Annotated in this window: 12 protein-coding genes; 6 read left to right on the top strand and 6 right to left on the bottom strand. The window is 30.2% G+C overall.

Annotation, left to right across the window (positions count from 1 at the left end):
- The first annotated feature begins 53 nt into the window (after positions 1-53).
- Positions 54-1,784: a transcription termination factor Rho gene (rho, locus tag FHG05_RS15750; RefSeq protein ID WP_140999071.1), complete on the top strand. Its 1,731-nt coding sequence runs from the start codon at positions 54-56 to the stop codon at positions 1,782-1,784.
- 91 nt (positions 1,785-1,875) lie between these two features.
- Here rho and FHG05_RS15745 read toward each other — a convergent pair whose 3' ends face one another.
- A complete protein-coding gene (locus FHG05_RS15745) occupies positions 1,876-3,231 on the bottom strand; it encodes a hypothetical protein (RefSeq protein WP_140999070.1) in 1,356 nt (451 codons plus the stop codon).
- Positions 3,232-3,235: 4 nt separating this feature from the next.
- Entirely contained in the window at positions 3,236-3,724 is a 489-nt protein-coding gene (locus tag FHG05_RS15740; RefSeq protein WP_140999069.1) for a T9SS type A sorting domain-containing protein, read from the bottom strand.
- Positions 3,725-4,090: 366 nt separating this feature from the next.
- Here FHG05_RS15740 and FHG05_RS15735 point away from each other — a divergent pair, with 366 nt between their 5' ends.
- Positions 4,091-4,645: a biliverdin-producing heme oxygenase gene (locus tag FHG05_RS15735; protein WP_181369187.1), complete on the top strand. Its 555-nt coding sequence runs from the start codon at positions 4,091-4,093 to the stop codon at positions 4,643-4,645.
- Here FHG05_RS15735 and FHG05_RS15730 read toward each other — a convergent pair.
- The 3 genes from FHG05_RS15730 to FHG05_RS15720 all read right to left on the bottom strand — a co-directional run bounded on the left by FHG05_RS15730 (position 4,642) and on the right by FHG05_RS15720 (position 8,043).
- Positions 4,642-6,900, bottom strand: coding sequence for an ATP-binding protein (locus tag FHG05_RS15730; protein WP_140999067.1), 2,259 nt, complete (start codon positions 6,898-6,900; stop codon positions 4,642-4,644). The genes FHG05_RS15735 and FHG05_RS15730 overlap by 4 nt on opposite strands.
- Positions 6,901-6,925: 25 nt before the next feature.
- Entirely contained in the window at positions 6,926-7,378 is a 453-nt protein-coding gene (locus FHG05_RS15725) for a response regulator (RefSeq protein WP_140999066.1), read from the bottom strand.
- An 83-nt stretch (positions 7,379-7,461) separates the two neighbouring features.
- Complete coding sequence (locus FHG05_RS15720) at positions 7,462-8,043, bottom strand: helix-turn-helix domain-containing protein (protein ID WP_140999065.1); 582 nt, start codon at positions 8,041-8,043, stop codon at positions 7,462-7,464.
- A gap of 213 nt (positions 8,044-8,256) precedes the next feature.
- Between FHG05_RS15720 and FHG05_RS15715 the strand changes: the two genes are divergently transcribed.
- A complete protein-coding gene (locus FHG05_RS15715) occupies positions 8,257-8,571 on the top strand; it encodes an HPF/RaiA family ribosome-associated protein (RefSeq protein ID WP_140999064.1) in 315 nt (104 codons plus the stop codon).
- Between the two features lie 143 nt (positions 8,572-8,714).
- On the opposite strand, the gene clpB is transcribed toward FHG05_RS15715, so the two are convergent.
- Positions 8,715-11,303 carry an ATP-dependent chaperone ClpB gene (gene clpB, locus FHG05_RS15710; RefSeq protein WP_140999063.1) on the bottom strand — a complete coding sequence of 863 codons (2,589 nt, stop codon included), beginning with the start codon at positions 11,301-11,303 and terminating at the stop codon, positions 8,715-8,717.
- Between the two features lie 170 nt (positions 11,304-11,473).
- On the opposite strand from clpB, the gene FHG05_RS15705 reads away from it, so the two are divergent.
- From FHG05_RS15705 to FHG05_RS15695, 3 genes are all read left to right on the top strand, one after another.
- On the top strand, positions 11,474-12,397 hold the full coding sequence (locus FHG05_RS15705; RefSeq protein WP_140999062.1) for an archaemetzincin: 924 nt from the start codon (positions 11,474-11,476) through the stop codon (positions 12,395-12,397).
- Between the two features lie 70 nt (positions 12,398-12,467).
- Positions 12,468-12,866, top strand: a complete 399-nt coding sequence (gene ytxJ / locus FHG05_RS15700) for a bacillithiol system redox-active protein YtxJ (RefSeq protein ID WP_140999061.1) — start codon at positions 12,468-12,470, stop codon at positions 12,864-12,866.
- Entirely contained in the window at positions 12,863-14,020 is a 1,158-nt protein-coding gene (locus FHG05_RS15695) for a lactonase family protein (protein WP_140999060.1), read from the top strand. The genes ytxJ and FHG05_RS15695 overlap by 4 nt, the downstream gene beginning before the upstream one ends.
- The last annotated feature ends 143 nt before the right edge of the window (positions 14,021-14,163 follow it).

Here is a 14,163-nt window from a genome sequence, read left to right as displayed (position 1 = left end):
ATCTCATATTTTTTGTTGACCTAAATCTTAAATAATTTATTCATAATATATCCATGTTTGATATTGAAGTATTAAAAGAGATGAAACTCTCTGAATTACAGGAAATTGCTAAAATTGCCAAAGTCAAAAAATACAGAACATTAAAAAAAGACGAATTAATTTATCAAATTTTAGATGTTCAAGCTGCTAATCCTGAAACAATTAAAGTAGAGGAAACGAATGTAGCTAAAGCTGAAGAAAATACTGTAAAAGCAAAGAGAGCTAGAGTTGTTTCTTCTAAAATTGAAAAAAAAGTACCAGTTACTAATCCTTTCAAAGAAAAAACAGTTTCTGAAAAAGAAGATGTTGTAGCAGAAGAACCAAAACCAAAAGTTGTTGCTTCTGCATCAAAAGTTTCTAAACCTATAAAAGGAAAAAAAGCAAATTCAAATGAAACCAAGCCAGTTTCATTAGAAGAAAAAAAAGAAAATAAAGAAATTCCTACTGAAGAAGCTGCTGTAAAGTCTTCTACTCCAATTAAAAATACAAACCCTAATCCAAATCACAAAGCCAATCAGAATAATCCTAACCATCCTGCTTATAAAAAAGCAAATGGTAATCCGAACCCAAATCAAGGACAAAATCAAAATCAAAATACTAAAAATAATTTTAGAGAACCAGATTTTGAATTTGATGGAATTATTGAAAGTGAAGGTGTATTAGAAATGATGCCTGATGGCTATGGTTTTTTACGTTCTTCTGATTATAATTATTTGGCTTCACCTGATGATATTTATTTATCAACTTCACAAATTCGATTATTTGGATTAAAAACGGGTGATACAGTAAAAGGAGTGGTGCGTCCACCAAAAGAAGGGGAAAAATACTTTCCACTAGTACGTGTTTTAAAAATTAATGGACATGATCCGCAGGTTGTTAGAGATAGAGTTTCTTTTGAGCATTTAACTCCGGTATTCCCAAAAGAGAAATTTAAGTTGGCTGAAAAAGCAAGTACGATTTCTACACGCATTATTGATTTGTTTTCTCCTATTGGTAAAGGACAAAGAGGTATGATTGTGGCACAACCTAAAACAGGTAAAACGATGTTGTTAAAGGATGTAGCTAATGCTATTGCAGCAAATCATCCTGAGGTTTACATGATAGTATTGCTTATTGATGAGCGTCCTGAGGAGGTTACAGATATGCAAAGAAGTGTAAAAGGGGAGGTGGTTGCTTCTACTTTTGATAGAGAGCCGCAAGAACATGTGAAAATTGCGAACATTGTTTTGGAAAAAGCAAAAAGGTTAGTAGAATGTGGACATGATGTTGTGATATTATTGGATTCAATTACACGTTTAGCAAGAGCTTATAATACTGTTCAACCAGCTTCTGGTAAGGTATTGAGTGGAGGAGTTGATGCGAATGCACTTCAAAAGCCAAAGCGTTTCTTTGGAGCGGCCCGTAATGTTGAAAATGGTGGTTCTTTAAGTATTATTGCTACTGCTTTAACTGAAACAGGTTCAAAAATGGATGAAGTAATCTTTGAAGAATTTAAAGGTACTGGTAATATGGAGCTTCAGTTAGATCGAAGAATTTCGAATAAACGAATTTTCCCTGCTATAGATTTAGTGTCTTCAAGTACAAGAAGGGATGATTTATTATTAGATGAAACAACGATACATAGAATGTGGATTTTAAGAAAGTATTTAGCAGATATGAATCCTATTGAAGCGATGGAATTTTTAGAAAAGAGAATAAAGACAACTAAAAATAATGAAGAATTTTTGATTTCTATGAATGAATAAAATTTTTATAAATAAAAAGGCTTTCTATTTAGAAAGCCTTTTTTGTAAGCAAAGCATCTAATTTACTTAGATGCTTTGTTTTTTATTTATATTATTGTCCGTCTGAATTTTTAACAGCTTTAGATTCAGCTTCTAAAGTTTGTAATGCTTTTTGGTTTCTTGCATAGGTTTCAGATTCTTCTACACTAGCGCCATACAACTCAGGATGTAGATAAGTCCCTTTGAATTCTTTTTCTTTTTCTGGAACAATTCTGTTTTCATTTGCAAATTTATCAGATCGTACAGCTGTTATTTGCCAACTCACTTCCACATTTGGAGTGCTTGTTTGAATTACAAATTTATTTCCTGCTACTTTTTCTTTAATGATAGCTTGAGCAAATGTACCAATAGTGGTTAATTGGTATCTAAAGTCTTTGTTTGCAGCTTCAAAATATGCAGGTAAGGTAACTGTTACAAATCCGTTAGTATCTGTAGTTGCATTTCCTGAATAAATATTCATCATATCTGGTGATTCAACGAAACTGTGAATTAAATATTGGTTTTTAGGATTTAAAGGGTGGTCAATTTTAAAAGTTCCTCCTCCTTTAGCGATATTGCCAGTTACAGTTAGGTTTCCGGTTATGGTTACGTTTCCTGTAAAATCTGATTCTCCTTCAACAGTTAATTGATTGGTTGTGTTTGCATTATAATTGGTACTTAAACGTAATCTTTTCATATTAGAAAACCCATCTCTATTGAAACGAGCAATAGTATCAGGAGTTGGACATCCACCAATTAAATATAAATTATTTAAATTTCCATTATGTTGGAATTTGATACCACATTCTGAACCTGAATAATTTGTGTCTTCTGCAAAATGCAATTCTCCAGAATTTACATTGTTGAAATTGTTCATGTTACCAATAGCCATTTTTGGAGAACCTGTGTTGGTTACATAGAAGTTTAAGTTAGAATTGGTTACGTTTGGTCCAACTACTACGCTTCCTGTATTGGTGTTATTGATATTATTGCCATTTACAGCCCAGTCGGCAGAATTTGCAACTCCTCCAGAACTTTTTGCAAATAAAGCATAAGGAACACTTAGAAGTTGGCTAGTGCCGCTAATAGAATATGAAGTTCCTCCAGCTGGATCCACATCAGTTTTAATATAGTAGGAATTGCTTGACCAATCAATCGTATTGAAAGTACCGGAAACTACACTACCAGAACCCACTTCAATGCTAACTAAGCCGTTTGCATTGGTTGTTGGAGTTTGGGTTTCAACGTAGACAGCAGTACCTGCTGCTGAACCTTGTAAAATACTAATTTGCATTCCAACAGTTGTAGAAACTACTAGTGCGTCAGACGCGTCTCTTACAATGGCTTGGTAGCTCATTTTTTCTGGTGCTTGTGCAAAAATACTTGCTGTTACTAATAAAGTAGCTAATAAAGTGTATAATTTTTTCATAAGTTTATTTTTTGATTATTTTGTAAGTTTTAATCTCTTGATTTTGATTTTTGATTTTTAAGAAATAGATAGCTGCTGGAAATGAGGATACATCGATATTGGTCTCATTTTCCATACCTTTTCCAGCTTTAAAAAGCTTACCATTACTATCGATAATTTCATAATCTAATGAATTTGTACCTTGGCTAGTTAGATTAATGGTTAAATTTTCTGTAGTTGGATTTGGAAAAACTTTTAAGTCTTTCACTAAATCTGAAAAATTGTCTGCGGTTAATACTTCTGTAATTTCAAAGGGCTGTTGTACACCTTGAGCAATTGATCCCGTTGCACCGGTATTTGTGGTGTAAACTGTTTGTCCAACAGAATAGGAGACAGAACCGCTTGCTCCTGATAAATTGCCTCCCGAACTATGAACGGAGCTCTGTGCAAAGCAATCAGAAATGCCTAAAGTCCCTACGAGAATAAGAAATGTGAGTAATTTGTTTTTTTTCATAAGAAGATTTTTAATAGTTAGTAAAAGTAAATATTATGTTAAATTAACATAAATTATTAATATAATCAAATTATTTTAATAAAATTATTAAATAAAAATGAATAATACAGCGAAAATTATGGTTAAATACAGTGCTGTTAATGCAATTTCTAATCGGTACTTTTCAATGAATTTCATAAACATTTGTTAATTATTTTCAAAACTAGTTTATTTGTATAAGATATTTACAGGTAGAAATACCTGTTTTTAAAAGGGAAAAAATCCCTTTTTTAAAAATGCAAGAAGGAAAGCTTTTCAATTCTTTCTTTTATGAGGATTTTGCTATTTTTTTAAGTACTTTTGAACTTTATTTTTAGAAATTATATCTTGTTAGTACAATTAAAAGAAGAAACCAAGTTGTTTCATAGCAGTGTTGAAAAAGTTTTAATAGCGGAGCTTAAAGAAATAGCAACTAAAAATGCCTATGGTAACTTACTATTAAAGTTGCATAACTTTTATGAGTCAATTGAAAGTAAATTACAACTAGAAATTACAGAAGCTATTATTCCAGATATAAAAAGTAGAAATCATGTGAAACATTTAAAAAATGATTTATATGCAATTGGACATGAGATTAAGGATATTGAAAATAATTTTGCATCAAAAATTACAAACCTTTCTTATGCATTAGGTGTTCTTTATGTGATTGAAGGTTCTACTTTAGGAGGAAAAATCATTACGAATCTTTTAAAAAGGCAATTAAATCTAACAGATTTATCTGAAATTTCTTATTTTAATTCCTATGGAGAAGCTACTGATGAAATGTGGCATGATTTCAAACAGCATATTACTACCTCTGAAGAATTTATAGATAAAAACGAAATGATTTTAGGTGCAAAAGATACTTTTGAAGCTTTACGAATTTGGTTGTTACAAAATTAATTTTTGGGAAAATAAATCTTAATAATTGTACCTTTATCAGGTTGTCCTTCAGCAGCAATTAATCCATTGTGTTTGGTCATAATTTTTTTGCATAAAGCTAAACCAATTCCTGAACCTAAATATTCATTTTTATCATTCAATCGTGAGAATATTTTGAAGATTTTTTGACTGTATTCATTATCAAATCCAATTCCATTATCTTCAATCTCAATTTTATAATAATTTCCAGATTTTTGATACTTATCTTTTGAAGTCTTGTTTTCTCGAATACTAATGATAGGTTTTCTTGCTTCAGATTTGAATTTCAACGAGTTGTAAATAATATTGGTAAACAATTGTTTTAGTAAAAAACCAACGCCTTGGATAGTTGGTAACTCACTAATTAATAATTGTCCTTCATTGTCTTCTAAAGAATCTGAAACTTCCTCTTTTATTTCTTGTAATAATATATTCAAATCGATAATTTCTAAATCTGAATGTTGAGCTGTAGTTTTAGTATATTTTAGAATATCGCTGATTAGTATTTGCATACGTTCAGCTGAGTTTTGCATTTTTATAATTTTTAACTGAACATCCTTTGGTAATTCTTTGATGTCGTCACCTACAAGCATAGAGGCCATCATTCTTATTTTTCTCAGTGGCTCTTGAAGATCATGCGTACTTATCCAATTTATATTTTCAAGCTCTGCATTGGTTTCTTTCAATATTTCACTTAATTTCTTTTGATTTTCTTTTTCTTCATTTAATAAAATGGAACGTAAATGAATTTGGAAGAAATTGAAAAAATTTTGACTTGCTGTTAGTTCAGATTTTAACCAAGGTTTGCTGCTATCTTTAACGCTTTCCGTGAATTTTTCAAATGATTTTCTTGGGGATAATCCGTTTTTATCTTTTTCTATAGATTTTTTTGGGTCTCCAGCCCAATAAATATCTGTTATGGTTTGTTTTCTATACCAAACAATACAATCGTAGTCGTTTCCGATAAAATGATAATTGATACCAGGAAATTCATCAGAAATAAATGATAAATCTTTAGTAATTCTCGAAAGAGCATTAGTTGAAAAATGATTTTCTTCTGTATAATGACTTAAAAAAATACTTAACCTTTTAATATCTTGATGATTGGGTGTGTTTCCATAGGTGTATATTTCATCACCAATTAAAGCTGAAATTCCAGTGCTGTTACATAACTCAATAATCGATGTATCTTGAAAAAGTTGAGTAATTGAACTTCTGTCAAAATCCAATTGTTTAGAAATTAAATTTTCAACAGCTTGGTTTGTTTTTCTGGCAATTTCATATTCTTCATTCAACAAACGAACATCAATTTGTGAGGTGATAAAATGACCGTGTAATTTAACTGTATTTCGTATTTCTTGGCTTAAATATTTGGGTGAATAATGATGGCATGTTATTAAGCCCCACAATTTGTCTTTGTGTAACAAAGAAATAGTTAATGTGCCACCAACACCCATATTGTGTAAATATTGAATATGAATAGGAGAGACGCTTCGTAATACCGAATAACTCATGTCTAGAGTATCCAAATGACTTTCAGCATACGTATAAAGTGGAACAGGTTTGTAATTTACATCTCCAATTATTCGCAAATGATTTTTAATATATAATTCTCTAGCCTGAACAGGTATGTCTGTATGAGGATAGTGCAGACCTAGAAAAGATTCTAAATGCTCTTCTTTACTTTCAGCGATAACTTCGCCATTGTAATCTGCATCAAAACGATACACCATCACACGATCATAATTGGTAATTTTCTTAATAGCAACAGCTACAGCATTAGTTAATTCTTTTAGAGTAAAACTATCTTCGATGTAGCTTAATAATTGCTTAGAAGAGTTGTATAGGCTATTACTATTTGTAAATTGATTCTCCGTAAGTTCTGCTTCAATAATAATTTCTTTACCTACAGAAGCGTGCATACTAATGGAGAAAAGTTGTTTGTCTATAGTGAAATTAAAGACTTTCGTTTGATTTGTATTTTCAGATTGATATTGGTTTAATTCAATTAAAAAAGCCTCATTAAATAATTCTTCAATCTTTTTACCCAACACTTGTTCGTAAGAAATACTAAGAAATTGATTGATGTTTTCACTACAAACAGTAATTTTATGTGTTGTACTATCAACTGCTATTAAAAAGCCATGAGGTTGAATTAGTCCAGGAATATGTATAGGTTCGTCTTCACAATTCTGTAAATTAACGATATCTCTATTGACAATGTCTTTAAAAATCATTTATAAAATATTGAAAGCAAAAAAATTAATTGACTATTTTATTAAAGAGAAAATTTTCAAAATCAGCTTGATGATTTTGCCAATTAATTAGCGCTACATTTGAAATCATTTTCATTAAATCTTGAAAATTATAAGGTTTTACAGCATAAAAGTTGGCACCTAAATTATGGCTTAAGGAAATATTATCATCATCTGCACTAGTAGAATAAATAATGACAGGAATTGTTTTTAAATCTGGTTCATTTCTAATTTCTTCTAGAAATTGAAACCCTGATTTTCTTGGCATGTTTAAATCTAAAAAAACAACATTGTTGTTCTGCTTGTTTTTTTTGATACTTTCTAGAAGTAATTCGCCATTTTTGTGAATATAAAGATTGATTAACTTTTCAGCTTTATTTGACAATGCAGAAACTGCATCATTAAAAAACATTAAATCATCATCATCATCATCAGCGTAAAAAATATTAATTTCACTCATTTGTTTATTTAAAATTTGTTTTTTTATAAGCAAATATAAAGATATTTACAGAAATAAATTTTTTAATATTAGTCAGAAATTTATTAATTTTTATGTTTTAAATCTTTAGTAAGATTTTGAATGGCTTTTCTTCTTTTTTCTTTTAATTTTTTGAAGTAGGATGGGGTAAAACCAGTAATTTTTTTAAATAGTGCTGAAAAAGTGGATAAATTACTAAAGTTGAGTTTTGTAGCAATTTCTGTAAAATTATGTTCTTCAAATAAAATCATTTCTTTCGCTTTTTCCATTTTTAGTAGATTAACATACATAATGATAGTCGTTGAAGTTACTTCAGAAAAAGCATTGGATAAATAATTATAGTCTTTGTCTAATTTTTTTTGTAAATATTCCGATATGTTTGAATTTATCTTTTCAGCATTGTTTACATATTCTTGGCAATAATGTTTGATTTTTTCAATTAAAATGCCACCTTTACTTTCCACAATTTCAAGACCTACTTTTTGAATCATTTGATTCAGCTTTTCTTTTGTTTTAGCATCTAAGTCTTCTTTTGTTTCCGCCATGCCAAGTTCTACCTTTTCTGGATGAAGATTGAGTTCTTCCAGTGCCTCTTTGACAACCACTTTACAGCTTTCACAAGCCATATTTCTTATAAATATCTTCATCGGTTTAGTCCCTTGATAAAAGGATTGTTTTGTTTAGCTAATGTAATTAAAATTAAAATAAAATTAATAAATATTTTCAAAATAAAAACTAAAAATTTACTTACAAAAATTTAAATTAAAATTCTTGTAAGTTTTTTATTAAACTTTTATTAAAATACTTTGAAACTCTCTTAAAGTATAGTAATTTTAGGGAAACAAATAAATTATTATATTATGCAAGTACAAATTAATACCGACAAAAATATTGATGGAAACGAAAGATTAGTTTCATTCTATACAAGTGAAATCGAAAGAGAATTAGCTCATTTTGATGATAAAATTACGAGAGTTGAAGTTCATTTTAAAGATGAAAATAGTGATAAAATTAGTAAAAATGATAAAACTTGTGTGTTTGAGGTGCGTATTGCTAAAAAAGAACCTCTAGTGGTAACAGAACAAGCGGATACTGTTGAAAAAGCATTTTCTGGTGCAGTTGGAAAAATGAAGCGTCTTTTGAAAAGTACTTATGAAAAAATGCAACAATATTAATTAAAATGTATTTTTAAAATTAAATCCCAATTATTTTTTAATAATTTAGATTTTTTGTAAAAAAAGCACCTTACATTTTATTTCGTAAGGTGCTTTTCACTAACTAACCAATCTAACTAAAAACTATTCTTTATTTCTTTTTCTTATTGATTTCTAAAAACTAATTTTCCATCAAAACTGTCTAATAAAATAATACTATCGTTTGTTACATTACCGGATAATATTTCTTTAGATAATTGATTTAAAACTTCTCTTTGGATGACTCTTTTAACAGGTCTTGCTCCAAATTCTGCATCATAACCTTTAGTCGCTAAATAATCAATAGCTTCTGGAGTTGCATCTAAAGTTATGTTTTGATGTGCCAACATTTTGGTTAAACTTTTTAACTGTAAGCTTACAATTTCCTTAATATTGTTTTCTGATAAAGGTGTAAACATTACAATTTCATCAATTCTATTAATAAATTCTGGTCGAACAGTTTGTTTTAATAAACCTAAAACTTCAACTTTTGCGGCTGCTGTAGCTGCTTCAATATTGCCTTTTAGATTGTCAAACTTTTCTTGTATAATATGGCTTCCCATGTTTGAAGTCATAATTATAATGGTATTTTTAAAATCGGCCAAACGTCCCTTATTATCTGTTAGACGCCCTTCATCTAAAACTTGTAATAAGATATTAAAGGTATCGGGATGTGCTTTTTCAATTTCATCTAATAGAACTACTGAATAAGGTTTTCTTCTAACAGCTTCTGTTAATTGTCCACCTTCATCATAACCAACATATCCTGGAGGTGCGCCTACTAAACGACTCACGCTGTGACGCTCTTGGTATTCGCTCATGTCGATACGCGTAATCGCATTTTCGTCATTAAATAAATATTCGGCTAATGCTTTGGCTAACTCTGTTTTTCCTACTCCTGTTGTACCAAGAAATAAGAAGGAACCTAATGGTTTTTTAGTATCTTGTAAACCAGCACGGCTTCTTCTCACAGCATCGCTAATCGCTTCAATAGCTTCTTCTTGACCTACGACGCGTTTGTGCAATTCATCTTCTAAGTGTAGCAGTTTTTCTCTGTCGCTTTGCAACATTTTGGTAACAGGTATTCCAGTCCATTTCGCTACTACTTCAGCAATATCCTCATGGGTGACCTCTTCTTTTATTAAAGAAGTTCCAGATTGGTTTTCTTGCAATTGAATTTGCAGTGCATCTAACTTTTCCTGTGCATCTTTAATTTTTCCATAACGAATTTCAGCGACTTTTCCATAATCACCTTCTCTTTCAGCACGTTCTGCTTCACCTTTATAATCTTCAATTTCTTGTTTGATAGATTGTATAGCATCTACTACATCTTTTTCAGATTTCCATTTCGCAAAAATTTCATTTCTTTCTTCTTTTAAATTGGCTAATTCTAAACCTAAAGATTTTAACTTGTTATCATCATTCTCTCTTTTAATCGCTTCAATTTCAATCTCTAATTGCATGATTTTACGATCTAAAACATCTAATTCTTCTGGTTTGGAATTAATTTCCATTCGTAATTTAGAAGCCGCTTCATCCATTAGATCGATGGCTTTATCTGGTAAGAATCGGTTCGTAATATAACGTTGTGATAATTCTACAGCAGCTATAATGGCATCATCTTTTATACGCACTTTATGATGTGTTTCGTATTTTTCTTTAATACCTCTTAAAATGGAGATGGCACTTTCTGTATCTGGCTCGTCAACATTTACTTTTTGAAAACGACGTTCCAAAGCTTTGTCTTTTTCGAAATATTTTTGATATTCATCTAAAGTTGTTGCTCCAATAGCTCTTAATTCACCACGCGCTAAGGCAGGTTTTAAAATATTAGCTGCATCCATAGCACCTTCACCACCACCTGCACCTACTAGAGTATGAATTTCATCTATAAAAAGAACAATATCTCCTTCCGCAGAGGTTACTTCTTTAACTACAGATTTTAAACGTTCTTCAAATTCACCCTTGTATTTGGCTCCAGCGATTAAAGCTCCCATGTCTAAAGAATAGATAATTTTATCTTTCAAGTTTTCAGGTACATCACCATCTACAATTCGATGCGCCAAACCTTCAGCAATGGCTGTTTTACCCACACCTGGTTCACCAATTAACATCGGATTATTTTTGGTTCTACGTGTTAAAATTTGTAATACACGTCTGATTTCTTCATCTCTACCAATAACAGGGTCTAGTTTACCATTTTTAGCTAATTCACATAAGTTTTTAGCGTATTTATTTAATGCATTATATGTTTCTTCAGCAGAAGCTGAAGTTACTCGTTCTCCTTTTCTTAATTCTGCAATAGCACTTTCTAAGCCTTTTTCAGTTACTCCTTGATCTTTTAAAATTTGGGCAACCTTACTTTTGGATTTAAAAATGGCTAAAATTAAATGTTCAATAGAAACAAATTCATCATTCATTTTCTTAGCAATGATGGAAGCTTCGTTGAGTGTGTTTCCTGCATCTCTTGAAAGCATAATTTCTCCACCTGAAACTTTAGCAAAACTTTGAATGGTACTATCTAATACTTTTTTAAAAAGTTCAACGTTTATATGTAACTTTTTAAGTAAAAAAGGAGTAACATTTTCATCTACTTCTAAAATTCCTTTAAAAAGATGTTCGTTTTCTATTTGTTGATGCCCAAAACTTTGCGCAATTTGTTGCGCTTGTTGTATGGCTTCTTGTGATTTGATTGTATAATTATTAAAATTCATTTTTTTATTTTTATTTGTGTTATTTCGTTTCTTGAATTTAGTCAATTTATATTCCAATGTTGAATTTATGTCAAAATGACTTATTTGTTGGTTTTTTTTAGTAAAATGAAAGCTAAAACAAGTCAAAATGTCTATTTTTAAGTTGTTTTGTCAGAAAATATTTAGAAAGTATGAAGTTATTTCTCAGTGTAATACTATTGTTATTCTTGTTTTCTTGTAGTAAAAAAGAAGAATCATCTACTACAAAAAAAAGTAAAGCTATCAGTAATAAAATAGATTTTAAATTACCAAACTATGAAGAATTGGTTCTTTTAAACGAGCCTTTGCCCGAACCTCAATCGGGTGATTGGTTAAGCGTTCATGATGAAAACGGACAAACTTTTCAACAATATATTGCTAATAAGAATTTAATTATATCGACTAGTAAGAAGAATAAGATTTATATTCAACCGATAGGAAGTTTTACAGCTTGGGAAAAGAAAATTATAGATTGGAATATAGAGTATATCCGTTTATTTTTTGGTCTAGAAACAATTCAGTTACAACCTATCTCTGAATCCGAAATTCCGTCTAAAGAACAAAGGACTCATTTTGGTAATCATCAGCTAAATGCAAGTTATATTATTAATACATTGTTGCCTTCAAAAATGCCTAAAGATGGCATTGTTGTAATGGCATTAACAGCGAAAGATTTATATCCCAATCCAAAATGGAATTTTGTTTTTGGTTTGGCTAGTTATGAAAAAAGAACAGCTGTTTCCTCTATTTCAAGATATTCTGAAGGAGGATTGGATGCATCAACTTATCCGCTTTGTTTAAGGCGAATTATAAAAACATCTAGTCATGAAATTAGTCATATGTTTACATTGGCACATTGTATTGAAGCAAAATGTTTGATGAATGGTGTTAATAATCTTGTAGAAGGTGATTCAAGACCGAATGCCTTATGTTCTGTATGTTTGACTAAGCTTTCTTGGAATTTAAAATTTCAAGATGTAGATCGTTTGGATGCTCTAATTTATTTTATGAAGAAGCACAAATTAGAGTATGATGCTGCTATTTTAGAGAAGCAAAGAGCGGTTTTAGCAAAATAAATTTGTTTAAGTTTACGTTTAACATTCGTAAGAGAATAATAGTTTAAGTACCTTTGAAAAAAGTATAATTATGAGTTTTTTAAATAAAATTTTTGGTTCATCTAACCAAGAAAATCCAGAATCGAATAGCGAGCCTAAATTTCATACCTTAACTGATATTGAAGAATTAGATACAATTGATACGGCATCTTTTGAAAAGCCAATAGTGCTTTTTAAGCATAGTACCCGATGTAGTATTAGCAGGTTTGCTTTAAAGCAATTTGATAATGCGTACCATTTTACGAATACAGAAATGGAATGGTATCTTTTAGATTTATTAAATTACAGAGAAGTTTCTAATGCGATTGCCAATCGTTACGATGTAATGCATCAATCACCTCAAATTTTAGTAATCAAAAATGGGAAAGTAATATATACGGCTTCACATGATGCTATTGATGCAACGGATTTAAAGCAATTTGTAGGATGAAAAAAAGAGTTGTATTGGCTTTGTTTTTCATAGTATGCCTAGGTTTATCTTGTCAAAAAGAGAAGAAACAAGAAGAAAAAAGAAGTAATGATTTAACTAGTGTTGCAGAGAATTACTTAATTGGAACCTATACAGATTCTTTATCACAAGGTATTAATCTGCTTTCTTTTAATCCGTTTACTCAGGAATTAAAGTTAGAAGTCGTTTTGGATAGTATACCCAATCCTTCATTTGTAGTAACGAACAAAGCTAAAACGATTATTGCAGCTGTAGGTGAAATTCAAGGTAAAGAAGGAGGGCTGTTGCACACTTTTTCTTATGATAAAGGAAAAGGAATTTTTAAAGAGTTGACTACTGTTGCAACCTTAGGAAATGATCCTTGTACACTAGCATTTAGCCCTAACGAAAATGCTTTAATTGTTGGAAATTATTCTGGTGGTAATTTAACGGCTTTTCCTGTAGCACCAACAGGAGAAATTAAAAATTACCCTCAAGTAATTCAGCATGAAGGAAATAGTATCACGAAAGAAAGACAAGAAAAAGCGCATGTGCATTGTGTTGTTTTTCATCCTACAGAAAATAAACTATTTGTAGCTGATTTAGGAAATGATACCATTGATATAATTCCTTACACTGAAGAGAATAATCAAATTTTATTGCTTCCTGAAAAAACAATTTCAACAAAGATGCCACTTGGTTCTGGTCCAAGACATTTGGTTTTTAATAATGATGGAAATAAAATTTATGTTGTTTTTGAGTTGACCAATGAAATTGCTGTATTGGATTATACAGACAATAAATTGCAACTCTTAGAAGTAAAAAGTTTGACTGACAAAAAAACAAACTTAGGTTCAGCTGCAGAAGTAAGAATAAATAAAGAAAATGATTTTTTATATGTTTCCGTTAGAGGGGAAGATAATCAATTGGTTGCTTTTAAAATCAATAAAGGAGCATCTTTAGAAAAAATTCAGTCCATTCCAACCGAATGGAGCCCAAGAAATTTTATACTTTCTAAAAATGAAGATTTTATTTTGGTAGCAAGTCAAGGTTCTAACTCTATTGTTGTATATACTAGAGATAAGGAAACTGGTTTGTTACAACATACAAAAAATAGAATAGAAATTCATAAACCGGTTTATTTCTTTGAATTTTAGGTGAAAATCAGTATTAAAAAAAAGCGCTTCATATAGACTGCACCCAAAAAGTTAGACAAATTTAAACTTAATTTTGATAATAATGAGCTCGATATTTTATCGGGCTCATTTTGTTTAGATTTGATTTAATTCTTTCGTTGTTA

This window comes from Flavobacterium profundi, assembly GCF_006491645.1.
Classification (GTDB): domain Bacteria; phylum Bacteroidota; class Bacteroidia; order Flavobacteriales; family Flavobacteriaceae; genus Flavobacterium; species Flavobacterium profundi.
The sequence above is the reverse complement of the archived record's forward strand: the minus strand, read 5'-3'. Positions and strand labels throughout refer to the sequence as shown.